Raw genomic sequence first — 25,199 nt, 5'->3', positions numbered from 1 at the left:
GGTGACCGCCCATGAATGACTTACAGATCGACGACATTAAAACCGACGAAAACGCCGCCATGGTGTTGTTGGTGGACGATCAAGCGATGATCGGCGAAGCGGTGCGCCGTGGGCTGTCGAATCAAGAAAACATCGACTTCCACTTCTGCTCCGACCCGCAGCAGGCCATTGCCCAGGCGGTGCGGATCAAACCGACGGTGATTCTCCAGGACCTGGTGATGCCCGGCCTCGATGGCCTGAGCCTGGTGCGCGAATACCGCAATCACCCGGCGACCAAGGACATTCCGATCATCGTCCTGTCGACCAAGGAAGACCCGCTGATCAAGAGCGCGGCGTTCTCTGCCGGCGCCAACGATTACCTGGTGAAACTGCCGGATACCATCGAGCTGGTGGCGCGCATCCGCTATCACTCGCGTTCCTACATGACCTTGCTGCAGCGCGACGCGGCGTACCGCGCGCTGCGCGTCAGCCAGCAGCAATTGCTCGACACCAATCTGGTGCTGCAACGCCTGATGAACTCCGACGGCCTGACCGGGCTGTCCAACCGCCGGCACTTCGACGAGTACCTGGAACTGGAGTGGCGCCGCTCACTGCGGGAACAGAGTCAGTTGTCGCTGTTGATGATCGACGTCGATTACTTCAAGTCCTACAACGACAGCTTTGGTCACGTTGAAGGCGACGAAGCGTTACGCAAGGTCGCTACGGCGATCCGCGAGGCCAGCGCACGACCGTCAGATCTGCCGGCGCGTTATGGCGGTGAGGAGTTTGTGCTGGTGCTGCCGAACACCTCGCCGGGCGGCGCGCGGCTGGTCGCGGAGAAACTGCGCCAGACCGTGGCATCCTTGAAAATCCCGCACAACACCCCGGCGGAAGGGGCGAGCCTGACCATCAGTATTGGTCTGGCGACCATGGTGCCGCAGGCGGGTAGTGATTGTCGGTTGCTGATTTCGGCGGCGGATCGTGGCCTTTACCTGGCGAAGAACAATGGGCGTAATCAGGTCGGGATCGAGTAAACGCTGACCCTCACCCCAGCCCTCTCCCAATGGGAGAGGGGGCCGACCGGGGTGTCTGGCGCTGAACATCGACCTGATCGACCGAGTCGATTATGGATCTTCAAGCTTGGCGATCATGGATTCGGCAAAGCCCTTTCACGTCGGCGTACCTCCCGAATATCCCCCGATCAGTCCCCTCTACCTCTGGGAGAGGGCTAGGGTGAGGGCAGGCCCATACGCCAATTTCCGCCTGAAAGCCTTGGCGATTATGGATTCGGCAAAGCCCTTTCACGTCGGCGTACCTCCCGAATATCCCCTGATCAGTCCCCTCTACCTCTGGGAGAGGGTTAGGGTGAGGGCAAAGGCTTTAATGATCCCCACACCCGCCAGACGGGCTGCCGTCACAGCCTGATTACGTTATACTCGCCGGCTTTCAAAAGTTCGCCAACGAGTGCTGCCCGTCATGGAAATCAACCCGATCCTGAACACCATCAAGGACCTGTCCGAGCGCTCCGAAACTATTCGGGGGTATCTTTGACTACGATCAAAAGCATGAGCGTCTGACCGAAGTCAATCGCGAGCTTGAAGATCCGAGCGTCTGGAACAAACCTGAATACGCCCAGGAACTGGGCCGCGAGCGCGCTGCGCTGGCGCAGATCGTCGATACCCTCGATGAACTGAACGGCGGTCTGGCCGATTGCCGCGACCTGCTGGACATGGCCGTCGAAGAAAACGACGAAGGCGCAGTGGGCGATGTCGTCGCCGAGCTGGCCCGTCTCGAGGAAAATCTGGCCAAGCTGGAATTCCGCCGCATGTTCAGCCATGAAATGGATCCGAACAACGCGTACCTGGACATCCAGGCCGGTTCCGGCGGCACCGAAGCCCAGGATTGGGCCAACATCCTCCTGCGCATGTACCTGCGCTGGGCGGATAAACGCGGTTTCGACGCGACCATCATGGAACTGTCGGCCGGTGAAGTCGCCGGTATCAAAGGTGCGACCGTGCACATCAAGGGCGAATACGCCTTTGGCTGGCTGCGTACCGAAATCGGCGTACACCGTCTGGTGCGCAAGAGCCCGTTTGACTCCGGCAACCGTCGTCACACCTCGTTCTCCGCGGTTTTCGTCTCGCCGGAGATCGATGACAAGGTGGAAATCGAAATCAACCCGGCAGACCTGCGGATCGACACCTATCGTTCCTCCGGTGCCGGTGGTCAGCACGTAAACACCACCGACTCGGCCGTACGTATCACTCACGTACCGACCAACACCGTGGTCAGCTGCCAGAACGAACGTTCCCAGCACGCCAACAAGGACACCGCCATGAAAATGCTGCGGGCCAAGTTGTACGAGCAGGAAATGCAGAAACGCAACGCCGCGTCGCAAGCGCTGGAAGACACCAAGTCGGACATCGGCTGGGGTCACCAGATTCGCTCGTACGTGCTCGATGCGTCGCGGATCAAGGATCTGCGCACCAACATCGAACGCAGCGACTGCGACAAGGTACTCGACGGCGATATCGACGAATACCTGGAAGCCAGCCTGAAATCCGGGCTGTAAAAGACGCATTACAGGATCGGCTGATTCAACCCGATCCCTGTAGGAGCCAGCCCTGCTGGCGATCCCCGGGCCGCAAGGCCCGGGGGCAACGAACCTGATGGAATATCTAAAGACATGAGCGACCAACAACTCGACCCGCAAGCCCTGCAACAGGAAGAAAACTCCCTGATCGCCCTGCGCAAGGAAAAGCTGGCTGCCGAGCGCGCCAAGGGCAACGCCTTCCCGAACGACTTCCGCCGCGAAAACTACTGCGATGCACTGCAGAAACAGTACGCGGACAAGACCAAGGAAGAGCTGGCAGAGGCTGCAATCCCGGTCAAGGTTGCCGGTCGCATCATGCTCAACCGTGGCTCGTTCATGGTGATCCAGGACATGACCGGTCGCATCCAGGTCTACGTCAACCGTAAAACCCTGTCGGAAGACACCCTCGCCGCGGTGAAAACCTGGGACATGGGCGACATCATTGCCGCTGAAGGCACCCTGGCGCGTTCCGGCAAGGGCGACCTGTACGTTGAAATGACCAGCGTGCGTCTGCTGACCAAATCTCTGCGTCCGCTGCCGGACAAGCACCACGGCCTGACCGACACCGAACAGCGCTACCGTCAGCGCTACGTTGACCTGATCGTCAACGAAGACGTGCGCCAGACCTTCCGCGTGCGTTCGCAAGTGATCGCGCACATCCGCAGCTTCCTGATGAAGCGCGACTTCCTCGAAGTCGAAACGCCGATGCTGCAGACCATTCCGGGCGGCGCTGCGGCCAAGCCGTTCGAAACCCACCACAACGCGCTGGACATGGAAATGTTCCTGCGTATCGCGCCAGAGCTGTATCTGAAGCGTCTGGTGGTCGGTGGTTTTGAAAAGGTCTTCGAGATCAACCGCAACTTCCGTAACGAAGGCGTTTCGACTCGTCACAACCCTGAATTCACCATGTTGGAGTTCTATCAGGCGTACGCCGATTACGAAGACAACATGGACCTGACCGAAGAACTGTTCCGTGAACTGGCGCAGCTGGTACTGGGCAGCACCGACGTGCCGTACGGCGACAAGGTGTTCCACTTCGGCGAGCCGTTCGTGCGCCTGTCGGTGTTCGACTCGATCCTCAAGTACAACCCTGAGCTGACCGCCGATGATCTGAACGACATCGACAAGGCGCGCGCCATCGCCAAGAAGGCCGGCGCCAAGGTGCTGGGCTTCGAAGGTCTGGGCAAACTGCAGGTGATGATTTTCGAAGAGCTGGTCGAGCACAAGCTGGAACAGCCGCACTTCATCACTCAGTACCCGTTTGAAGTGTCGCCGCTGGCGCGTCGCAACGACGACAACCCGAACGTCACCGACCGCTTCGAGCTGTTCATCGGTGGCCGTGAAATCGCCAACGCCTACTCCGAGTTGAACGACGCGGAAGACCAGGCCGAGCGCTTCATGGCGCAGGTGGCCGACAAGGACGCCGGCGACGACGAAGCCATGCACTACGACGCCGACTTCGTGCGCGCGCTGGAGTACGGCATGCCGCCAACGGCCGGTGAAGGTATCGGCATCGATCGTCTGGTGATGTTGCTGACCAACTCGCCGTCGATTCGCGATGTGATCCTGTTCCCGCACATGCGACCGCAAGCGTAAACGTTTCAGTTAAAAAGCCGCCTAAAACAGGCGGCTTTTTATTGCCTGTCTGGTACAAATGTATCAATTGGTTACTTTTGAATTGCAGAGGAAGTTCTGTCGTGATGGGTGCAATAGCTCAAGAAGGTGCAGCGGGTATCGCCACTGCGGTCGCTGAAAGCGTTCAGTACCAGGGTCGCAAGGCCAGCCGACAGGGCAGTGAGCAGCGTCGCCAGGACATTCTCGACGCGGCGATGCGCATTGTCGTGCGTGACGGTGTGCGTGCCGTGCGCCACCGCGCGGTGGCGGCCGAGGCCGGAGTGCCGCTGTCGGCGACCACCTATTACTTCAAGGATATCGACGACCTGCTCACCGATACCTTCGCTCAATACGTTGAACGCAGCGCGGCGTACATGGCCAAGCTGTGGGTCAACAACGAAGGTTTGCTGCGCGAAATGGTCGTCAGTGGCGACGGCAGCCCGGAGTCGCGCTCGCAACTGGCTGATGACATCGCGCGGTTGATGGCTGACTACGTGCATCGTCAGTTGGTTAACCGTCGTGAACATTTGATGGCTGAACAGGCGTTCCGTCAGGAAGCATTGCTTAATCCGCGTCTGGCGATTCTGGTGCGTTCGCATCAGCAGATTCTGTTGCAGGGCACCTGCCAGTTGTTCCAGGTGCTGGGCTCGCGTGAACCGCAACAGGATGCCAAGGTGTTGACGGCGATTATCGGTCGGATGGAATATCAGGGCCTGCTCAACGACGCCGAGCCTTTGGCCGAAGAGGACATGCTCGGCATTCTGACGCGCTATATGCATCTGGTGCTCGCGTCGGTGTAATCCGCTGTTGCTTCACCCTGTGGGAGCGAGCCTGCTCGCGAATGCGGTCTGACATTCAACATCTCTGTTGCCTGACACACCGCTTTCGCGAGCAGGCTCGCTCCCACAGGGTAATGTGGCGATGTTAAGGGCCTTGTGTTCATAGGGAGTATTGAATGAAAGCCTGGCGTGGCGTGCTGATCGCCTTGTCGTTCCTGCTGCTCAGTGGCTGTCTGGTGACCTTCAAGGAGCCGCTGACCGCCAGTGACCCGGCGCCCAAGGGCCTGCTCGGCAAATGGTCGAGCACCAACGCCTGGGGCGAGCCGATGAACCTTGAGTTGACGCGCCTGGGCAAGGACCGCTATCAGGCTGTCACGTACTTCAAGGCCAAACCCCGCGAACGCGAAGCCTATCCCTTCACTGTGTCGCGCCATGGCAGCCGCTGGTATCTGTCGGCGAAAGTCCCGGCGCAGTACGGTGGCCACTTCACCATCGCCGGCTTCGAACTCACCGACAAACACGAACTGGTGGTCTACAACCTCGATCTCGAGCAGATCAACCAGGCGATCAAACAAAAAGCCCTCGACGGTCAGGCCTTCCAGACCGACGATGGCGACGGCGTGCAAGTCGACAGTAACCTCGATAAGGTCTTTGCTTACCTCGATGATCCGGCCAATTCCGATGTCTTCGTGGAAGCCGTGCGCTACCAGCGCCAGGCCCGCGCCCAATAATTCATTACGTCAGGTTTTCTACAGGAGTTTCGGGTGGACGATTACCAGCAGACGATACGCATGTTGTCCGATCGCATTGTGCTGGCGCAGACGCCGATCCGTGTGCTCGACGCCGTCAAGTGGGACGAGAACATTCGCAAGGGGTTCCTCAAGGCCAAAGGCAAGGAAATGCCGGCGGTGGATCGCGACTACTACCTCAATCGGCCGCTGAGTTTCGATTCGAGCAAGGTCAAGCTGGAGTTCCAGAACATCGAGCGCGACATCACCCGCCAGCTTGGCCAGTTCAACCCGGTCGGGCAGATCATGCGGCGCATGTGCAAGGAATACCGCATGGTGGTGCGCATGCTCGAAGCGCGCGGTACCGAAGATTTCGGTCTGATCTCCCAAGAGTTGTATGGCGCCGCGTCTGATGCGTTCCACGCCGGTGACCCGACCCTGGCCGACCTCGGCCTGATGATGTCCGACTACCTGAACAACATTGATGGCCGTGGCGATTTGAAGGACGAGCCGAAGATCCTCACCGCCAAGGACGCCGTGCATCTGCTGCAAACCCGTCTGAACAAAGTGTTCGGCGAGGCCGAAGAAACCATCCGCGTATTCGAGTCCGACGGCATTGTTGCCGACGCAGCGGCAGGCGCTGACTACATCAAGATCCGCACCGACGCGATGTTCAACGACCGTGACGTGCGCGCGCTGGAAGTCCACGAAGGCCTGGTCCACGTGGGCACCACGCTCAACGGTTTGAACCAGCCGATCTGCACCTTCCTGTCCAAAGGCCCACCGTCGTCGACGGTGACCCAGGAAGGCCTGGCGATCCTGATGGAAATCATCACCTTCGCCTCCTACCCGAGCCGCCTGCGCAAACTGACCAACCGCACCCGCGCCATTCATATGGTCGAGGAGGGCGCGGACTTCCTGCAGGTTTTCGAATTCTTCCGTGAGCAGGGCTTCGAGATGGCGGAAAGTTACGGCAACGCCAGTCGCGTTTTCCGTGGATCGACGCCGACGGGGCTGCCATTCACCAAAGACTTGTCCTACCTCAAGGGCTTTATCATGGTTTACAACTACATTCAGTTGGCCGTGCGTAAGGGCAAGCTTGAGCAGATTCCGTTGTTGTTCTGCGGCAAGACCACGCTGGAAGACATGCGTACCTTGCGCCAACTGGTGGATGAAGGATTGGTGGTACCGCCGAAGTATCTGCCTGACCAGTTCCGCGATTTGAATGCGTTGTCGGCGTGGATGTGCTTCTCCAACTTCCTCAACCATTTGAGCCTGGACCGGATCGAAGCGGATTACTCCAATATCCTTTAAGCCAAACCCTTAACCTGTGGGAGCGAGCTTGCTCGCGAAAGCGGTTTGAAACTCAGCGCATATGTCGACTGACACTCCGCCTTCGTGAGCAAGCTCACTCCCACAGGGTTATATGTTTTTCTCCGAATCGTATTACCAAATTCTGCGAGGTTTCACCGGATGAGAATCCTCGGCATCATTTGCCTGCTCCTGACCCTCGGCGGTTGCAGTTCGCTGTTGTTCTACCCTGAGCCGGGCCAGATCTTCACCCCGGAAAAAGCCAAGCTCGAATACCGCACCGTCACCCTGGTCACGGCGGATGGCTTGAAGCTCAACGCTTGGTGGCTGCCGGCCAAACCCGGCGTAGAGGTCAAAGGCACAGTCCTGCACCTGCACGGCAATGGCGGCAATCTGCCTATGCATTTGGGCGGGAGCTGGTGGCTGCCAAAAAACGGCTATCAAGTGCTGCTGGTCGACTATCGCGGTTATGGCTTGTCCGAAGGCAAACCGAGCCTGCCGGCGATCTATCAGGACATCGACGCCGCGTTCGCATGGCTGGACAAGGCGCCGGAAGTCAAAGGCAAGCCGCTGATCCTGCTCGGCCAAAGCCTCGGCGGTTCGATGGCGGTGCATTGGCTGGTGCAGCATCCCGAGCGGCAAAAACAGCTGAAAGCGCTGGTGCTCGACGGCGTGCCCGCGAGCTATCGCAGCGTCGGCCAATACGCGCTCAGCACTTCGTGGCTGACCTGGCCATTTCAGGTGCCGTTGTCGTGGCTGGTGCCGGACAGCGACAGCGCGATCAACTCGATGCCGCAACTCAACGGCGTGCCGAAACTGATCTTCCACAGTATCGACGATCCACTGGTGCCGCTGTCCAACGGCATCCGTCTGTATCAAGCGGCGCCACCGCCGCGCGTGCTGCAACTGACCCGTGGCGGCCATGTGCAGACCTTCGGCGACCCGGTGTGGCGCCAGGTCATGCTGCGCTACCTCGACGATCCCGAGCACTTCAACGGCCTGCGCCGCCTCGGCGAAATCCCCAATTATCCGACACCCCCGAATTCTGAAGACGAGAGTCCGCAATGACTGAAGAACGTAACGCCATCCCGCTGATCATCACCGGTATCTGCAGCATCCTCGGCACCGTCGGGGCGCTGTGGTACTACGGCTACCTGCACTTCGCCAAACCCGAGGATGCGTTGCTGCTCAACGAATTCACCATGCTCAAGACTGTTCCGGGTGAGGATTACAAAGTCTCGCTGGACCCCGCGCCGCAAGTGGCGCAGTGCATTGATGGGGTGCTGGTGTTGTTCGATACCGAGCAGAAAGGTCTGACCGGTGTGTTGATCAACGCACAGAAAAAAGCCGTGCGCTGCATGGGCGAAGAAACCCCGCAGAAGCTTGAGCAGTGATTCTGCAGGACCAGCCCTCACCCTAACCCTCCCGAAACGTCGGACCGCCCAGAGGGAGAGGGGACTGACCGAGGTGTTCTTTCGAGTTGCGCCGACCTGATCCATCGCGTCGAACACAAATTCTGAAAGCGCCATAAATCGGCTCCCTCTCCCTCGGGAGAGGGCTGGGGTGAGGGGCCACCATTTCAGCCCGCACAAAAAAGCCCCGCCTGACTCAGTCAGGCGGGGCTTTTGCGTTACAGCAGGGCGCTTAGTTCGAGCTGACCGCCGAACGTGGCATCACTGGCTGGTTGTCGTTGGAAATGGTCACTTCCACACGACGGTTCATCGCACGGCCGGAAGCGCTGCCGTTCTCGGCAACCGGGTATTCCTTACCGTAGCCTTGGGTGACGATGCGCGCTGGATCAACGCCCATTTTCACCAGTGCGGTGCGCACGGAGTTTGCGCGACGCTCGGACAGCGACTGGTTGTGGCTGGCGGTCCCGGTGCTGTCGGTGTAACCCTCGACGATCACTTTGCGATCCGGGTTTTCCTGAAGGAACTGCGCCAGTTTGTTGATGTTGACCAGACCGCTGGACTTCAGGTCAGCACGGTCGGTGGCGAACAGTACGTCACCGAAAGTCACCAGCGTACCGCGATCGGTCTGCTTGGCGTTCAGGCTGTCCTGCAGTTGTTTGATCTGCTGATCGCGAGCATCCAGACGCGCCTGGGCACGTTGGGCGGCGGCGTTCTTCAGGTTATTTTCCGCAGTGCGCAGGGCGATGGTCTGCTTGGCCACTTCCACACGCTGGTTGGTCAGGTAAGCCAGTTGGTCAACCTTGGCCGCGTCTTGCTTGTCCAGGTAGGCCTTGTCGGCCTTGTCCAGGTAATCGCTGGCGTCTTTGGTTTCCAGTGCCGCGACTTTGCTCGCCTGGGGGTTGGCTTGCAGGCCGGCGTAGTTGGTGCGCGCGTTTTCCAGATTCGGGTTAGGCGGAGTCGAGCAGGCAGCCAAGGCAACACTTGCGGCGAGGAGAGCGGGGATCATCAGTTGCTTACGCATAATTTGTCGTCCTTTCTATCGGTAAGAGATTCAGCTTTGCGGTCGGGATGCGCGCTTACTGCACGGTGCGCTGACTTTCCTGACGCAGTTCCTGAACACCTTTCTGGGAATCCTTCACAGCCTGTTCGGCTTTAGCGGCCTGAGCCTTGCGTTCGGCGACGCGAGCGTCCCACTCGGCTTGCTCGGACAGGATGCGAGCTTCGTCATACTTCTTGTCGTGCATGGCGATTTCGGCTTGTTTCAGTTTGTCCTGTGCTTGCTTCATCTCAACGGCAGCGAACTCGGTACCGCCAGCGCTGACGGCGCTGTTCACCGCCGACTGGGTCACGGCGTATTGCTCGGTCGGTGGGTTACCGGCGCAACCGGCCAGTACGAAGCTGGTGCCGATGGCCAGAGCCGCCAGTTTCAGACCGCGCAGGTGGGTAAACGAGGTTTGGTTTTTCATGGTCTTCAACTCCATTAGGCATCTCCTGAAAACAACTGAATCCATCCTGGTCGAGGAGCCGAAAGCGTCGTGTGAAAGGCGTTTTTGAAACGCTCGTTCCAGGCGTGGTTACAGGTTCCGACCGGAGGCGTTTTTCAAAAGTTCAGAAAAGATGGCCTATCGCCAAAATAATTTTTGATCGAATGGACAAGGCTCTAGAGCGGGAACTTTGGCGGGATGAAGCGGTACGCGCGGAGTTTTCGGATCCCGAAAACACACTGATTTTGAACTGGAATACGATCTTTGTAGGAGTGAGCCTGCTCGCGATAGCGGTGTATCAGACAACAAAAATGTCGACTGAAAATCCGCCATCGCGAGCAGGCTCACTCCTACAGTTTGATCTGTGTGGTGTCAGTGTTTTTGCTTGCCTGCTGCGGCCGAGAGGTCATGCAAATGCCGGCGCGAAAGGGCCAGAAAACGCGGCGTAGGCCCGACGTCTTCATACAGCGGATCACCTTCCTCATCGGTCGCCACCACCGTCGAACCCTTCACATACGGCAGGCTCGCTTCAAACTCTTCAAGCGCCGCGCCGATCAGTTCGCCAAGCAATTCTTCGACATGACGTTTGGGGTACATCTCGGTAATCGCTGCCAGACGCGCAGCAGCTTCAACGTCCAGATGAATCGCGTAGCCAGTGTCGGTCAGGCGACCCTTGGCGTTTTCTTCCCAATGCTGGGCGAGTTCACGAATTTTCATGATGACCTCATTTCGCACCTGCTCATGGCAGGTCTGGGTGAGTGTCCGCCGGGGCCGGCGGCAAGCCGTTGTGCGGCTTACTGTTGAGACTAGCTTTCGCCCACAAGGTTTAACGTCCCTTGGTCGGATGCTTGTAAGAAGCGTCGTAGAGCGGCACTCTCTAGGTCATGCACTCGTTTCTAAGCCGTCCGGATTACTGCTGGGGAATTGCTGATGACCGATATTGATGCACGCTTGCGCGAAGACGTTCACCTGCTCGGAGAGCTGCTGGGCAACACCATTCGAGATCAGTACGGCGAGGCTTTCCTCGACAAGATCGAGCAGATCCGCAAGGGCGCCAAGGCCGATCGGCGTGGTTCTATGGACGCCGAACTGAGCGCCAGCCTCAATCAATTGAGCGAAGACGAATTGCTCCCCGTGGCGCGCGCGTTCAACCAGTTTCTCAACCTGGCGAACATCGCCGAGCAGTATCAGTTGATTCATCGTCGCGAGGAGTCGCAGCCGGCGCCGTTCGAATCCCGCGTGCTGCCGGAATTGCTCGCGCGTTTGCGCAGTGAAGGCCACAGCGCCGAATCGCTGGCCCGGCAACTGGCGCGGCTGGAAATCGAGCTGGTGCTTACTGCGCACCCGACCGAAGTGGCGCGGCGCACGCTGATCCAGAAGTACGACGCGATCGCCGGGCAACTCGCCGCGCAGGATCATCGCGACCTGACCAGCGCCGAACGCGAACAGATTCAAAACACCCTGCAACGGCTGATTGCAGAAGCCTGGCACACCGAAGAAATCCGCCGCACGCGCCCCACGCCAGTCGATGAAGCCAAATGGGGTTTCGCGGTGATCGAACACTCACTGTGGCAGGCGATTCCCAACCATATGCGCAAGGCCGACAAGGCGTTGTATGAAGCGACCGGCCTGCGTCTGCCATTGGAAGCCGCGCCGATTCGCTTCGCCTCATGGATGGGTGGCGACCGTGATGGCAACCCCAACGTTACCGCTGCGGTGACCCGCGAAGTGTTGCTGCTGGCGCGCTGGATGGCCGCCGATCTGTACCTGCGTGATGTCGATCATCTTGCCGCCGAATTGTCGATGCAACAGGCCAGCGATGCACTCAAAGCCAAGGCCGGCGACAGCGCCGAACCGTATCGTGCGGTGCTCAAGCAACTGCGCGAACGCCTGCGCGCCACGCGCAATTGGGCACACGCTGCGCTGACTGCACCGACGCCAGCGCCGACAGACGTGCTGCACAACAACCGCGATCTGCTCGATCCACTGGAGCTGTGCTTCAACTCGCTGCACGAGTGCGGCATGGGCGTGATCGCTGATGGTCCGTTGCTCGACTGTCTGCGTCGGGCGGTGACCTTCGGCCTGTTCCTTGTGCGTCTGGATGTGCGCCAGGACTCGTCACGCCATAGCTCGGCGATGACTGAAATCACCGATTACCTCGGCCTCGGTCGCTACGAAGACTGGGACGAAGAGCAGCGCATCACCTTTCTGACCCGCGAACTGAGCAATCGTCGGCCACTGCTGCCAGCGCATTTCAAACCGTCCGCTGACACCGCCGAAGTGCTCAACACCTGCAAGGAAATTGCCGCGGCGCCGGGCGCTTCGCTCGGTTCCTACGTGATCTCCATGGCCGGTGCAGCTTCCGATGTGCTCGCCGTGCAACTGCTGCTCAAAGAGTCCGGCGTGCTGCGGCCGATGCGCGTGGTGCCGTTGTTCGAAACCCTCGCCGACCTCGACAACGCCGGGCCGGTGATGGAGCGGCTGTTGCTGCTGCCGGGTTACCGCGCACGGCTGCAAGGTCCGCAGGAAGTGATGATCGGCTATTCCGATTCGGCCAAGGACGCCGGCACCACGGCGGCAGCGTGGGCGCAATATCGCGCGCAGGAACGCTTGGTGGAAATCTGCCGCGAGCAACAAGTCGAACTGCTGCTGTTCCACGGTCGCGGCGGCACCGTGGGCCGGGGCGGTGGCCCGGCGCATGCGGCGATTCTGTCGCAACCGCCGGGCTCGGTGGCCGGGCGTTTCCGCACCACCGAGCAGGGGGAAATGATTCGATTCAAATTCGGCCTGCCGGACATCGCCGAGCAAAACCTCAATCTGTATCTGGCGGCGGTGCTTGAAGCAACGCTACTGCCACCGCCGCCGCCGACACCAGAATGGCGTCACTTGATGGACGAGTTGGCGGCCGATGGCGTCAGCGCTTATCGCCAGGTCGTGCGGGAAAATCCGCAATTCGTCGAGTACTTCCGTCAGTCCACGCCAGAGCAGGAGTTGGGTCGCTTGCCACTGGGCAGTCGTCCGGCCAAACGCCGCGCCGGCGGGATCGAAAGTCTGCGGGCGATTCCGTGGATCTTCGGCTGGACACAAACGCGGCTAATGCTGCCGGCGTGGCTGGGGTGGGAGTCGGCGCTGAGCAAGGCGCTGGAGCGCGGTGAGGGCGAGTTGCTCGGGCAGATGCGCGAACAATGGCCGTTCTTCCGTACGCGTATCGACATGCTGGAAATGGTCCTGGCCAAGGCTGATGCGGATATTGCGCTGTCCTACGATCAGCGTCTGGTCGAGCCTGATCTGCTGCCGTTGGGCGCGCAGTTACGCGACCTATTGTCGCAGGCGTGCGCGGTGGTGCTCGGCCTGACTGGCCAGTCGCAACTGCTGGCACATAGCCCTGACACCCTTGAATTCATCCGCCTGCGCAACACCTACCTCGACCCGCTGCATCTATTGCAGGCCGAACTGCTGGCCCGTTCGCGGCAGCAGGATGTCGAGCAGGGCAGCCCGGTGGAACAGGCGTTGCTGGTGTCTGTGGCGGGGATTGCCGCTGGTTTGCGAAATACCGGCTAAGGTTTTTGTCGGGTGCGCGGTAGCCGGACGAAGACTTGGCTGTCGCGTTGCCTGACCGGCGAAAGTGCCGCGAGGCGACAGTTAATGATGGGGTTGCGACTTGGGTTACCGCGTCGCGAGGTCGCGGGGGGCGTCGGTTTCTCCGACTTTTGGCGTCTTGTGTGGGCGCAGCCTGCTGTGTATCTTGATCAGCCTTTGGCCGTTTATGCGGCCACGACCCGTATTTTCAGGATTCGTCCCAAGAGGCGAATCCTTTGTTTTGTAAAAGCTTTTTATAAAAAAATTGAGGAGCACATCTAATGCGCGTCATTCTGCTGGGAGCTCCCGGGGCCGGTAAAGGTACTCAGGCTAAGTTCATCACCGAAAAATTCGGCATTCCACAAATTTCCACCGGCGACATGCTGCGTGCAGCGGTCAAGGCCGGTACTCCACTGGGCGTTCAAGCCAAGAGCATCATGGATGCCGGCGGCCTGGTGTCGGATGACCTGATCATCGCACTGGTTCAGGACCGCATCGCTCAGCCAGACTGCGCCAACGGTTTCCTGTTCGACGGCTTCCCGCGCACCATTCCGCAGGCTGAAGCTCTGGTTTCTGCCGGCGTTGAGCTGGATGCAGTGGTTGAAATCGCTGTTGAAGACGAAGAAATCGTTCAACGCATCGCCGGCCGTCGTGTTCACGAAGCCAGCGGCCGCGTTTACCACATCGTCTACAACCCGCCGAAAATCGCAGGCAAAGACGACATCACCGGCGAAGAGCTGGTACAGCGCAAGGACGACACCGAAGAAACCGTGCGTCATCGCCTGTCGGTCTACCATTCGCAGACCAAGCCGCTGGTGGATTTCTACCAGAAGCTGTCGGCTGCCAACGGCAAGCCAAAGTACAGCCACATCGAAGGCGTTGGTTCGGTTGATGCAATCACCACCAAGGTGCTGGCAGCGCTGAGCTGAAAAGTCTGATCGGCTGCATCATCCACGGCCCGCTTGCGGGCCGTAGTTGTTTATACTGACGCCCTTTTTCCCACACCTGTTTTGGAAACATCGATGAGCACCTTGCTGGCCCTGGACACCGCGACTGAAGCTTGCTCCGTTGCCTTGCTGCATGACGGCAAGGTCACGAGCCATTACGAGGTGATCCCGCGCCTGCACGCGCAGAAACTGCTGCCGATGATCCAGCAACTGCTGGCCGACGCCGGCACCACGTTGCAAGCGGTCGATGCGATTGCTTTCGGTCGTGGGCCGGGTGCGTTCACCGGGGTGCGGATTGCCATCGGTGTGGTGCAGGGTCTGGCGTTTGCGCTGGATCGTCCGGTATTGCCGGTTTCCAACCTGGCCGTGCTGGCGCAGCGGGCGTTGCGCGAGCGTGGCGTGAGCCAGGTCGCGGCGGCCATTGATGCGCGGATGGATGAAGTGTATTGGGGCTGCTACCGCGAGACGGCGGGGGAGATGCGTCTGGTTGGTGCCGAAGCGGTGTTGCCGCCGGAAGTCGCGGCGCTGCCGGCCGATGCCAGTGGCGACTGGTTCGGTGCTGGTACCGGTTGGGGTTATGCCGAGCGCATCGCGGTCAATCTGACCGGTTCCGATGCCGCCATGCTGCCCCACGCCGAAGACTTGCTGACCCTGGCGCGCTTCGCCTGGGAGCGCGGCGAGTCGATCCCGGCTGACGATGCGCAACCGGTTTACCTGCGCGATAAAGTCGCCACCCCGAAAGCCCGCTAACTCGTCACGAACCCTGTGGGAGCGAGCTTGCTCGCGAAGGCTTCTGGTCAGCCAATATCAATGTTGAATGTGCTGAACTCTTCGCGAGCAAGCTCGCTCCCACAGGGAATTAAGTCGCCCGCGAATCCGCCAATCGTCAGTTTCTAATCCCTCGCTTTAAACCTTTTGCGCTTTATGTGTTCTAGTTATCACTCGGCAGTTTGCTAAGTCGGTCAAGTGCCGCTAAATTGCCATCATCGATACCGAGCATGAAATTATGCGTATAGACGGCCTTTCCTCTCAGTCCTACCCCATCAAGCGCAAGCCTCGCAAAGGCCATGTGACTGTGGATGAGTCCGTCGATGACATCGACGGTGAGCTGGAATTTCCGACTGAAGAGCAACTGGCTGCCCGTGCTGCCGCCAAAGCCGCCGCGCAACGCCTGAGCAATCTGCCCGCCCGCCAACAAGACATGATTTACCACCGCGCCATGAGCAAAAGCGTAGCGATGGCCCTCGCCAGCTACCTGAGCACCGCCGGTTTTGTCGATTGGGATGCAGACGTGCTGGGCCTCGATCTGTATATCTGATGGGTCTGCCTTACTACCTCGGTTGTCCGTCCTGGAGCGAAAACGCCTGGCGCGAGTATCTGTACCCGGTAGACGCCAAAACCTCCGATTTCCTCGGTCTCTATTCCCAAGTGTTCAACGCCGTTGAAGGCAACACGACCTTCTACGCCAGCCCGTCGCCCGCCACGGTGCAGCGTTGGGCCGAGGTCATGCCCGAGCACTTCCGCTTCACCGCCAAATTCCCCGGCGACATCAGTCACAGCGGTGACCTGCGCGAGCAACTGACCGCCGCCGAAACATTTCTGCAATTACTCAAACCCCTCGGTGAGCGCGTCTCGCCGATGTGGTTGCAACTGTCGAAAAGCTTCACGCCGCAGCGGCTGCCGGAACTGGCGGCGTTTATTGATGCGCTGGATTGCCCGTTGGCGGTGGAAGTGCGCCATGAACAGTTCTTCGCCAAGGGCGAGAGCGAACGTCTGCTCAATCGCCTGCTGCTGGATCGTGGCGTTGAGCGCATCTGCCTCGACCCGCGTGCGCTGTTCAGTTGCTTGTCGACTGAATCTTCGGTAATCCACGCGCAATCGAAAAAGCCACGCGTGCCGACGCGCCCGGCGGCGTTCACCCAGTTCCCGCAAGTGCGTTTTATCGGCCATCCGGAACTGGAAGCCAACGACCCGTTCCTAGTGCCGTGGGTGGCGAAAATCGCCGAGTGGATCGAAGAGGGCCGCACGCCGTACATCTTCCTGCACACCGCCGATAACCTGCTGGCGGCGAAACTGGCGCAACGTTTTCACGCACAACTGATGCAACGTTTGCCTGGCCTGCCAGCGCTGCCTGCGCTATACAGAGAACCCGCCGCGGAGCAACTTGGCCTGCTCTGAAGCGGATTTTTTTCTGCCCAGGAGTCTGCCGATGGATGCCCAAGCCCGTAAAGCCCACGCCTTCAAAGCCCTGCATGACCAATCGGGGATTTTCGTGATTCCTAATCCGTGGGATGCGGGGTCGGCAAAAATGCTCGCCAGTCTTGGCTATCAGGCTTTGGCGACCACCAGTGCCGGTTATGCGTTTTCCCAAGGCAAGGCCGATGGCGCGTTGAGCCTTGATGAGACCTTGGCCAATGTCCGCGCGATTGTCGCTGCCACCGATTTGCCGGTAGCGGTGGATCTGGAAAACGGTTTCGCTGATGACCCGGCTGAATGCGCCAAGAGTCTGCTGCGTGCTGCCGAGGCCGGCGCTGTTGGTGGTTCGATTGAAGACGCCACGGGCCGCGCGGATGCGCCAATCTACTGCTTCGAACACGCTGTGGCGCGCATCGAGGCCGCTGTCGCTGCGGTGCGCACGCTACCTTTTCCCTTCATCCTCACCGCGCGGGCGGAAAACTACCTGCACGGTAATCCCGATCTCAACGACACCATTCGCCGCCTGCAGGCCTTCGCCGAGGCAGGGGCCGACGTGTTGTATGCGCCAGGTTTGCGCAACGCCGAAGAAGTGCTGGCAGTGGTGCGTGCGGTGGCGCCGAAACCGGTCAATGTGCTGATGTCCGGCGGTTTGAAACTGACCGTGCAGGAGCTGCAAGAAATGGGCGTGCGGCGCATCAGTACCGGTTCGGCACTGGCGTTGGCGGCGTTCGGCGAATTCTTCCGTGCCGCTGAAGAAATCCAGCAATCCGGCACCTTCGGGTTTACCTCGCAGTCGATGCCGTACGCCAAAGCCAATCAATTCTTCAAAGGCTGAGCATGGGGCGGTGGATCGCGCTAACCGTGTTGCTGATCACTGGCGGCGCGTTGATCAGTGTGTGGCGCGGTTGGCTGGACGTGCCGCCGTCATGGAATCCATGGGCGCCACTGGACGTAAAAACCGCGCCCAACTGGCTGACCGGCTACAAGCTGATGCGTTTGCGCAGTGATCCTGAACTCTGTGCCCAGGCGTTGAACAGCTCTGATCTGCGGGTCACGCGACAAGCCGATAGCCCGGACGCCAAGTGCCCGCTGATCGGTGCCTTGCGCGTACAGGGCGGTGAGGTGGCGCTGAGCAGCAGTTTCCTCGCCAGTTGTCCGCTGGCGGTGGCCTACGCGATGTTTGAACAGCACACGCTGCAACCTGCTGCACAATCCGTGTACGGGCAGAAGGTCGCACGCCTTGATCACCTCGGCAGCTTCGCCTGTCGCAATATCTACAATCGCGAAAGCGGCGCGCTCAGCCGCCATGCCAGTGCCGATGCGCTGGACATCGCCGGGTTTCGTCTCGCCGACGGCCGCAGCATCAGCGTGCTCAAGGACTGGCCGAAGCAAAATCAAGACGCACAATTTCTGCGTCAGGTGCGCGATGGCGCCTGCGAGGCGTTCAGTGTGTTTTTGGGTCCGGATTACAACACCGCCCACCGCAATCACTTTCATGTCGATGTCGGACGCTGGAGCGTGTGTCGCTGAGGCTTAGGCGGCGAGGCGCAGGTTCTGCAGAACGATCGGGCGCGCCCAACCGTTATCAAAATCCAGTGCTTTCTGTTGCTCGACGATTTCTTCCGGCGGGAACGGCGGGTAAGGCTTCTGCAGCAGATCCAGATCGAACTCGGCAATCGGCAAGTACAGCGGCTTCTTCTGCGGGGCCGGGCCAGGCTCTGGAACGGGCTGACCATTGTTGATCACCACCGGGCGAACCCAACTGCTGTCGAAATCCTGCTGCGCCTGCTGAGCTTGCAGTTCTTCTGGCGGGAATGGCGGGAACGGCTTGTCCAGCAGTTCCATTTCGAATTCGGCGATTGGCAGGAACAGCGGCTCTGGCGGACGCACTTCGGTTTCCACCACATCGCACTCGCGCTGGCTGACGATGTGCGCGTGCAGCTCGCTGCCGATGGTCGGTTCTTCCGGGCTGCTCAGGTCAACCGGCGGAAATGTACCGCAGGCAGGCACCACTTCACTCGTCTGTTCGGCCATCGCTTGGGCAAAGAAATCCTGCCACAGGTGACTGACGCCGCTCAGTGCTTGAGTGTTGTGACGGCTAAAGTCGCCATGGGGCGAGATGTAGCCAATCGATGTGGGAAGAATGCCTGACATTTTTTTCGGTTGACGCTCAGCTCTGGCAAAATGCGCGTTGAATGAATTATCGGCGGTTTTTGCCGATCCTTGAATTTTTGAGCGTGTTTTCCATGATCGAGCAACCCGCGGCCTGCCGCATCCATGTCCAGGCCCTCGGCCCGACGTTTGAAGCGCAAGCCGAGCAGTGGGCCGAACGCCTCGGTCTGCCGCTTGCAGTGGCGGACGGCGAGTTCGCCTTGCAGGTCGGCGACCAGGGTTTGCAGTTGCAACAGCTCGGCCCGGACGCACCGGGGCCGGTGCGGGTCGACTTTGTTGAGGGTGGCGCGGCGCATCGTCGGCTATACGGCGGCGGCAGCGGGCAGATGATCGCCAAGGCTGTCGGCATCGCTCAGGGCGTGCGCCCGCGGGTGCTGGATGCCACGGCGGGATTGGGCAAGGATGCGTTCGTGCTGGCCAGCCTCGGTTGCGAGATGAGCCTGATCGAACGCCAGCCGCTGATCGGCGCCTTGCTGGAGGATGGTCTGGCGCGCGCGGCGGAAGATTTCGACGTGGCGCCGATTGTGGCGCGGATGAAATTGCTCAAGGGCAACTCCATCGAGGTCATGCAGAACTGGGAGGGTGAGGCGCCGCAGGTGATCTACCTCGACCCGATGTTTCCGCACCGTGAGAAGACCGCGCTGGTGAAAAAGGAAATGCGTCTGTTCCGGCCGTTGGTGGGCGATGATCCGGATGCCCCGGCGTTGCTCGAAGCCGCGTTGGCGTTGGCGACGCACCGGGTGGTGGTCAAGCGACCGCGCAAGGCGCCGTGCATTGCGGGGCCGAAGCCGAGTCATGCGCTGGATGGCAAGTCCAGTCGATACGATATCTACCCGAAGAAAGCGCTCAAGCCTTAAACCGAGTTGCCCCCATTCGCGAGCAAGCTCGCTCCCACATTTGAAATGCATTCCAATGTGGGAGCGAGCTTGCTCGCGAAGGCGTCCCCTCAGACACCTTAAAAGTCAGGACCTGTAAGCACGCATAAACAACCCCACCACTTCCTGCACATGGCTCTCCGAAGCCTCTTCGCTCAACGGTTCACCACAGCCATACAACAAACGAAAATTCCCCGCGCCCTTGATCAGGCAGAAGAAATGCTCAGCAGCATTGCGCGGCAGATCGATGCTCAGCGCGCCGGTCTCGTGGATGCGCGTCAACAGCCGTTCCATGCCCTGCACCATGCGTTGCGGACCCGCCTCGAAGAAGATCAGCGACAGCTTCGGATCCTGACTGCCGAGCGCCATGATCAAACGGTGCAGATTCACCGATTCATCGCTGTTGATCAGGTGATGAAAGCCTCGCGCAATGTTCAGCAACACATTTTCGACGGCGATGCCTTCGGGCAATTCGAAGAACAGCGGCGGTAATTGCTCCTCGCATTTGGCCACCACGGCGGCGGAGAACAGCGTCTCCTTGTCGTTGAAATGGCTGTAGACCGTCAACTTCGACACGCCGGCCTCGCTGGCGACCGCGTCCATGCTGGTGTTGGCGTAGCCATGACTCAGAAACAGAATTTTCGCCGCGTCGAGGATCGCTTGGCGCTTGGCCAGATCCTTGGGGCGGCCCGGGCCGTTTGGAGCTGAAAGATTGTTCGACATTCTTCGCTTTTAATACTGGACTGGTGAGTTTGCTATTAATAACATACCCGCCAGTATAATTATTCCAAGCACCATTAGCGAAAGGTCCGTCACCATGTTCCGCCATGCGTTGTCCCTCGCGTTGCCAGTGAGTCTGGCGTTCCTTTTGTCAGCATGCGGTCAGGAAGAGGCGACGCAAGTCGCCGTGCGACCAGCCATGGTGGTGCAGCCAGAGCCTTCGGCACAGGCGATGGAAAGTTATCCGGGCGAGGTGCGCGCCCGCTACGAACCGGATCTGGCATTCCGCATTGGCGGCAAAGTCAGCCGACGACTGGTCGATGAAGGTCAGCGCGTGAAGGCTGATCAGCCACTCGCCGAACTCGATCCGCAGGACGTGCGCCTGCAACTGGAAGCCACTCGCGCCCAGGTGGCTGCCGCCGAAGCCAATCTCAATCTGGTCCGCGCCGAACGTGATCGCTACAAGACCCTGATGGATCGGCAGATGGTCAGCCGCTCGGCCTACGACAACGCCGAAAACCTTTACCGCTCCGGTGAAGCCCGCCTTAAACAGATCAAAGCCGAATTCAACGTGTCGACCAATCAGGCCAGTTACGCGGTGCTGCGCGCGCCGCAGGATGGCGTGGTGGCTAAACGCTCGGTGGAAGTCGGCCAAGTGGTTGCCGCCGGACAGACTGTTTTCACTCTTGCCACTGATGGCGAGCGCGAAGTACTGATCAGCCTGCCGGAGCAGAGCTTCGGGCGCTTCAAGGTTGGCCAGCCTGTGACCGTCGAACTGTGGACACAGCAGAACCAGCGCTTCGCCGGGCAAATCCGCGAATTGTCGCCCGCCGCCGATCCACGCTCGCGCACTTTCGCTGCGCGCATTTCTTTCGTCAGCGGCAAAGTCCCGGCCGAACTGGGGCAGAGCGCCCGGGTGTTTGTGCAATCGGCCGATAGCGTTTCCCTCTCGGTGCCGCTCTCGGCACTCACCGCCGAAAACGGTGTGACCTACGTCTGGGTCGTCAGCGCCAACAACACCTTGAAGAAAACCCCGGTGCGCATCGGCCCGTTCGGCGAGAAAACCGTGCCGGTGCTCGAAGGCTTGAACGCCAGTGACTGGGTGGTGGCTGCTGGCGTGCATGTGTTGCTCGAAGGGCAGCAGGTGCGTCCGGTGGATCGCTCCAATCGCGTGGTCAATCTGGCGAACAAGGAGTAAGCCCCGATGCGCTTCAACCTTTCCGAATGGGCGCTGCGTAATCGCCAGATCGTACTGTTCCTGATGCTTTTGCTGGCCATCGTCGGTGCGTTGTCCTACACCAAACTCGGCCAGAGTGAAGACCCGCCGTTCACGTTCAAAGCCATGGTGATTCAAACCCGTTGGCCGGGGGCGACCGCGCAGGAAGTCTCGCGGCAGGTCACCGAGCGTATTGAAAAGAAACTGATGGAAACCGGTGAGTACGAGCGCATCGTGTCGTTCTCGCGCCCCGGCGAATCGCAGGTCACGTTCATTGCCCGCGACTCGATGCATTCCAAGCAAATCCCCGACCTCTGGTATCAGGTGCGCAAGAAGGTCAGTGATATTCGCCAGACCTTGCCGCCGGATATTCAGGGGCCGTTTTTCAACGATGAGTTCGGCACCACGTTCGGCAATATCTATGCGCTGACCGGGGACGGTTTCGATTACGCGGTGCTCAAGGATTACGCCGACCGCATCCAGATCCAGCTGCAACGGGTCAAGGATGTCGGCAAGGTCGACTTGCTCGGTTTGCAGGACGAGAAAATCTGGGTCGAACTGTCCAACGTCAAACTGGCGACCCTTGGCTTGCCGCTGGCAGCAGTGCAACAAGCGCTGCAAGAACAGAACGCGGTGTCGACCGCCGGGTTCTTTGAAACCGGTAGCGAGCGCTTGCAGCTACGGGTCTCGGGGAATTTTCAGACGGTCGAGGAGATAAAGAACTTCCCGATCCGCGTCGGCGATCGTACGTTCCGCATCTCCGATGTCGCCGATGTGCGTCGCGGGTTCAACGATCCACCGGCGCCGCGCATGCGCTTCATGGGCGAAGATGCGATTGGTCTCGCGGTGGCGATGAAGGATGGCGGCGACATTCTGGTGCTGGGTAAAGCGCTGGAAGGCGAGTTCTCGCGCATCCAGAAAAACCTTCCGGCCGGCATGCAATTGCGCAAGGTTTCCGATCAGCCGGCGGCGGTGAAAACCGGAGTCGGCGAGTTCGTCCAGGTGCTGGTCGAGGCGCTGGCGATTGTCTTGCTGGTGAGCTTCTTCTCCCTCGGCGTGCGCACCGGCATGGTCGTGGCACTGACCATTCCACTGGTGCTGGCGATGACCTTCGCCTGCATGTATTACCTCGGCATCGGCCTGCACAAGATCTCCCTTGGTGCGTTGGTGCTGGCGCTGGGCTTGCTGGTGGATGACGCGATCATCGCCGTGGAAATGATGGCGATCAAAATGGAGCAGGGCTTTGATCGCATCCGCGCGGCGAGTTATGCCTGGACCAGTACCGCGTTCCCTATGCTCACCGGTACGTTGATCACCGCCGCCGGGTTTCTGCCGATTGCCACGGCGCAATCCGGCACTGGCGAATACACCCGTTCGATCTTCCAGGTGGTGACCATCGCCTTGCTCGCGTCCTGGGTGGCGGCGGTGATGTTCGTGCCGTATCTGGGGGAAAAACTCCTGCCGGATCTGGCGAAAATTCATGCGGCCAAACATGGTACCGCCGATGGTCAGGCTGATCCGTACGGCACGCCGTTTTATCAGCGCGTTCGGCGCTTGGTGGAGTGGTGCGTGGCGCACCGCAAGACCGTGATCGTGCTGACGGTGGGGCTGTTTATCGCCTCGGTGATGTTGTTCCGTTTCGTCCCGCAGCAGTTTTTCCCGGCTTCCAATCGACTGGAGTTGATGGTCGATCTGAAGCTGGCCGAAGGCGCGTCGCTGGCCAATACCACCGGTGAGGTGAAACGTCTGGAGGCGATGCTCAAGGATCACGCCGGTATTGATAATTATGTGGCGTATGTCGGCACCGGATCGCCGCGCTTTTATCTGCCTTTGGATCAACAGTTGCCGGCGGCCAGTTTTGCGCAGTTTGTGGTGTTGGCGAAAACCATTGAGGAACGTGAAGCGCTGCGCAGTTGGTTGATCGAGACGCTTAACGAGCAATTCCCGGCCCTGCGTTCGCGGGTGACGCGTCTGGAGAACGGTCCTCCGGTTGGTTATCCGGTGCAGTTCCGCGTCACCGGTGAACATATCGAAGAAGTCCGGGCGTTGGCGCGCAAGGTCGCGGCCAAGGTTCGCGAGAATCCGCATGTGGTCAATGTGCATCTGGATTGGGAAGAACCGAGCAAGGTCGTGTACCTGAACATCGATCAGGATCGCGCGCGAGCATTGGGTGTAAGCACGGCCAATCTGGCGAAATTCCTGCAGAGTTCGTTGACCGGGTCGAGTGTCAGTCAGTATCGCGAAGACAACGAATTGATCGAGATTCTGCTGCGCGGCACGGTGCATGAACGCACTGAATTGTCCTTGTTGCCGAGTCTGGCGGTGCCGACGGATAACGGCCGCAGTGTGGCGTTGTCGCAGATTGCCACGCTGGAATATGGCTTTGAGGAAGGGATTATCTGGCATCGCAATCGTCTGCCGAACGTGACCGTGCGTGCGGATATTTATGGCAAGGAGCAGCCGGCGACATTGGTGAAGCAGATCATGCCGACGCTGGATTCGATTCGCGCCGAGTTGCCCGATGGTTATCTGCTGGATGTCGGCGGTACGGTGGAGGATTCCGAGCGTGGGCAGAAGTCGGTGAATGCCGGGGTGCCGATGTTCATCGTGGTGGTGCTGACCTTGCTGATGGTGCAGTTGCGCAGTTTTTCGCGCACGGTGATGGTGTTTTTGACGGCGCCGCTGGGGTTGATCGGGGTGACGTTGTTTTTGATGGTGTTCCGTCAGCCGTTCGGGTTTGTGGCGATGCTGGGGACGATTGCGTTGTCCGGGATGATCATGCGCAATTCGGTGATTCTGGTGGATCAGATCGAGCAGGACATTGCTTCGGGGCTTAAGCCTTGGCAGGCGATTATCGAGGCTACGGTTCGACGCTTCAGGCCGATTGTGTTGACGGCGCTGGCGGCGGTGCTGGCGATGATTCCGTTGTCACGTAGTGTGTTTTTTGGGCCGATGGCGGTGGCGATCATGGGTGGGTTGATTGTTGCGACTGCGCTGACGCTTTTGTTTTTGCCGGCGTTGTATGCGGCTTGGTTCCGGGTGCGTAAGGGCGCTTGATTCTTTTGTGACGTGGCGGCCTTTGGGCCGACCATGTTCTTGGGGGGTTGGGTGTATATCCGTTTCTGCGGGTGCTGCCGCTGGCGGTTTCGCTCTTACAGCGAGTCCCTTTGGCAAACGCCCCAAAGGAACCAAAGGTCTTTGCCCTGACGTTCGGCCCGCTCGCTGGGGCTCGGGGTTCCTTCGCTCCGGGATTGATCCGGGCGCATCGCCTACGGTTTGCTTCGCTGCACCTCCTCTCGATGTGTTCGACTTCGTCGAACGGTCGCTGCGCTCCCACCCCCGGATCAATCCCTCCACTCAGCCTGCCGACGGGCCTTAAGATCAAAAGCTGCAGCCGAGCTAACGCTCATCCTGTTGAGTGGTGAGGAGCAGAAGCGATCTGCTCTCGCTTTTCTGTGAGAGCGAGCTTGCTCGCGAAGGCGGCCTGATAGCCGACCTGTTTTTGCAGATGTACGCAATCCAACTGTAGGAGCGAGCTTGCTCGCGAAGGCGGCCTGACAGCCGACCTGTTTTTTGCAGATGTACGCAATCCAA

General features: G+C 59.8%; 23 protein-coding genes. 18 read left to right on the top strand and 5 right to left on the bottom strand.

Translation table 11 applies throughout. The features are described from left to right. The first annotated feature begins 11 nt into the window (after positions 1-11). The 8 genes from BMY54_RS21125 to BMY54_RS21085 all read left to right on the top strand — a co-directional run bounded on the left by BMY54_RS21125 (position 12) and on the right by BMY54_RS21085 (position 8,398). Positions 12-1,013 carry a response regulator gene (locus BMY54_RS21125; RefSeq protein WP_093436712.1) on the top strand — a complete coding sequence of 334 codons (1,002 nt, stop codon included), beginning with the start codon at positions 12-14 and terminating at the stop codon, positions 1,011-1,013. A gap of 442 nt (positions 1,014-1,455) precedes the next feature. Beyond that, a protein-coding gene (prfB, locus tag BMY54_RS21115; protein ID WP_099758102.1) for a peptide chain release factor 2 occupies positions 1,456-2,551 on the top strand; the annotation gives its coding sequence in 2 pieces (ribosomal slippage) (positions 1,456-1,527 and positions 1,529-2,551; 1,095 coding nt in all). 114 nt (positions 2,552-2,665) lie between these two features. After that, positions 2,666-4,168, top strand: coding sequence for a lysine--tRNA ligase (lysS, locus tag BMY54_RS21110; RefSeq protein ID WP_038357812.1), 1,503 nt, complete (start codon positions 2,666-2,668; stop codon positions 4,166-4,168). A 104-nt stretch (positions 4,169-4,272) separates the two neighbouring features. Continuing rightward, positions 4,273-4,986, top strand: a complete 714-nt coding sequence (locus BMY54_RS21105; RefSeq protein WP_034154855.1) for a TetR/AcrR family transcriptional regulator — start codon at positions 4,273-4,275, stop codon at positions 4,984-4,986. Between the two features lie 155 nt (positions 4,987-5,141). Continuing rightward, positions 5,142-5,696, top strand: coding sequence for a hypothetical protein (locus BMY54_RS21100; protein ID WP_093436706.1), 555 nt, complete (start codon positions 5,142-5,144; stop codon positions 5,694-5,696). 60 nt (positions 5,697-5,756) lie between these two features. Further along, on the top strand, positions 5,757-7,007 hold the full coding sequence (locus BMY54_RS21095) for a flavohemoglobin expression-modulating QEGLA motif protein (RefSeq protein WP_175559644.1): 1,251 nt from the start codon (positions 5,757-5,759) through the stop codon (positions 7,005-7,007). Between the two features lie 159 nt (positions 7,008-7,166). Beyond that, complete coding sequence (locus BMY54_RS21090; RefSeq protein WP_093436700.1) at positions 7,167-8,072, top strand: alpha/beta hydrolase; 906 nt, start codon at positions 7,167-7,169, stop codon at positions 8,070-8,072. Then, positions 8,069-8,398, top strand: a complete 330-nt coding sequence (locus BMY54_RS21085; protein WP_034154859.1) for a PA3694 family proteiin — start codon at positions 8,069-8,071, stop codon at positions 8,396-8,398. Before BMY54_RS21090 ends, BMY54_RS21085 begins: the two co-directional genes overlap by 4 nt. Positions 8,399-8,648: 250 nt before the next feature. Here BMY54_RS21085 and BMY54_RS21080 read toward each other — a convergent pair whose 3' ends face one another. The 3 genes from BMY54_RS21080 to BMY54_RS21070 all read right to left on the bottom strand — a co-directional run bounded on the left by BMY54_RS21080 (position 8,649) and on the right by BMY54_RS21070 (position 10,617). After that, a complete protein-coding gene (locus BMY54_RS21080) occupies positions 8,649-9,437 on the bottom strand; it encodes a lipotoxin F family OmpA-related lipoprotein LptF (RefSeq protein ID WP_007908901.1) in 789 nt (262 codons plus the stop codon). 55 nt (positions 9,438-9,492) lie between these two features. Then, positions 9,493-9,897 (bottom strand): DUF4398 domain-containing protein, encoded by a 405-nt coding sequence (locus BMY54_RS21075; RefSeq protein ID WP_093436697.1) that lies wholly within the window; start codon positions 9,895-9,897, stop codon positions 9,493-9,495. Positions 9,898-10,272: 375 nt separating this feature from the next. Beyond that, entirely contained in the window at positions 10,273-10,617 is a 345-nt protein-coding gene (locus BMY54_RS21070; protein ID WP_093436693.1) for a pilin assembly protein, read from the bottom strand. Between the two features lie 213 nt (positions 10,618-10,830). Between BMY54_RS21070 and ppc the strand changes: the two genes are divergently transcribed. The 7 genes from ppc (at position 10,831) to BMY54_RS21030 (ending at position 18,152) form a co-directional block, all read left to right on the top strand. Next, positions 10,831-13,461 carry a phosphoenolpyruvate carboxylase gene (gene ppc / locus BMY54_RS21065; RefSeq protein WP_093436690.1) on the top strand — a complete coding sequence of 877 codons (2,631 nt, stop codon included), beginning with the start codon at positions 10,831-10,833 and terminating at the stop codon, positions 13,459-13,461. A 299-nt stretch (positions 13,462-13,760) separates the two neighbouring features. Next, positions 13,761-14,408, top strand: a complete 648-nt coding sequence (gene adk, locus BMY54_RS21055; RefSeq protein WP_093436683.1) for an adenylate kinase — start codon at positions 13,761-13,763, stop codon at positions 14,406-14,408. 93 nt (positions 14,409-14,501) lie between these two features. Further along, positions 14,502-15,176 (top strand): tRNA (adenosine(37)-N6)-threonylcarbamoyltransferase complex dimerization subunit type 1 TsaB, encoded by a 675-nt coding sequence (gene tsaB / locus BMY54_RS21050; RefSeq protein WP_093436680.1) that lies wholly within the window; start codon positions 14,502-14,504, stop codon positions 15,174-15,176. 256 nt (positions 15,177-15,432) lie between these two features. Beyond that, positions 15,433-15,744, top strand: a complete 312-nt coding sequence (locus BMY54_RS21045; RefSeq protein WP_093436677.1) for a hypothetical protein — start codon at positions 15,433-15,435, stop codon at positions 15,742-15,744. Then, the gene (locus BMY54_RS21040) at positions 15,744-16,604 is read left to right on the top strand and encodes a DUF72 domain-containing protein (protein ID WP_093436674.1); all 861 of its coding nucleotides are present in this window, start codon (positions 15,744-15,746) and stop codon (positions 16,602-16,604) included. The genes BMY54_RS21045 and BMY54_RS21040 overlap by 1 nt, the downstream gene beginning before the upstream one ends. Positions 16,605-16,635: 31 nt before the next feature. Beyond that, the gene (locus tag BMY54_RS21035) at positions 16,636-17,457 is read left to right on the top strand and encodes an isocitrate lyase/PEP mutase family protein (RefSeq protein WP_093436671.1); all 822 of its coding nucleotides are present in this window, start codon (positions 16,636-16,638) and stop codon (positions 17,455-17,457) included. Between the two features lie 2 nt (positions 17,458-17,459). Further along, positions 17,460-18,152, top strand: a complete 693-nt coding sequence (locus tag BMY54_RS21030) for an extensin-like domain-containing protein (RefSeq protein WP_093436668.1) — start codon at positions 17,460-17,462, stop codon at positions 18,150-18,152. A 3-nt stretch (positions 18,153-18,155) separates the two neighbouring features. Here BMY54_RS21030 and BMY54_RS21025 read toward each other — a convergent pair whose 3' ends face one another. Then, positions 18,156-18,776, bottom strand: coding sequence for an energy transducer TonB (locus BMY54_RS21025; RefSeq protein ID WP_093436665.1), 621 nt, complete (start codon positions 18,774-18,776; stop codon positions 18,156-18,158). 92 nt (positions 18,777-18,868) lie between these two features. Here BMY54_RS21025 and BMY54_RS21020 point away from each other — a divergent pair, with 92 nt between their 5' ends. Further along, positions 18,869-19,651 (top strand): class I SAM-dependent methyltransferase, encoded by a 783-nt coding sequence (locus tag BMY54_RS21020; RefSeq protein WP_093437040.1) that lies wholly within the window; start codon positions 18,869-18,871, stop codon positions 19,649-19,651. Positions 19,652-19,756: 105 nt separating this feature from the next. On the opposite strand, the gene BMY54_RS21015 is transcribed toward BMY54_RS21020, so the two are convergent. Next, entirely contained in the window at positions 19,757-20,392 is a 636-nt protein-coding gene (locus tag BMY54_RS21015) for a TetR/AcrR family transcriptional regulator (protein ID WP_093436662.1), read from the bottom strand. Between the two features lie 94 nt (positions 20,393-20,486). On the opposite strand from BMY54_RS21015, the gene BMY54_RS21010 reads away from it, so the two are divergent. Both BMY54_RS21010 and BMY54_RS21005 read left to right on the top strand, forming a co-directional pair. Continuing rightward, positions 20,487-21,587 carry an efflux RND transporter periplasmic adaptor subunit gene (locus tag BMY54_RS21010; protein ID WP_093436658.1) on the top strand — a complete coding sequence of 367 codons (1,101 nt, stop codon included), beginning with the start codon at positions 20,487-20,489 and terminating at the stop codon, positions 21,585-21,587. Between the two features lie 6 nt (positions 21,588-21,593). Next, on the top strand, positions 21,594-24,662 hold the full coding sequence (locus tag BMY54_RS21005; RefSeq protein WP_093436655.1) for an efflux RND transporter permease subunit: 3,069 nt from the start codon (positions 21,594-21,596) through the stop codon (positions 24,660-24,662). Positions 24,663-25,199 lie beyond the last annotated feature (537 nt).

It is taken from the genome of Pseudomonas sp. ok266, from assembly GCF_900110195.1.
In the GTDB taxonomy this organism is placed as follows: Bacteria; Pseudomonadota; Gammaproteobacteria; order Pseudomonadales; family Pseudomonadaceae; genus Aquipseudomonas; species Aquipseudomonas neuropathica.
The sequence above is the reverse complement of the archived record's forward strand: the minus strand, read 5'-3'. Positions and strand labels throughout refer to the sequence as shown.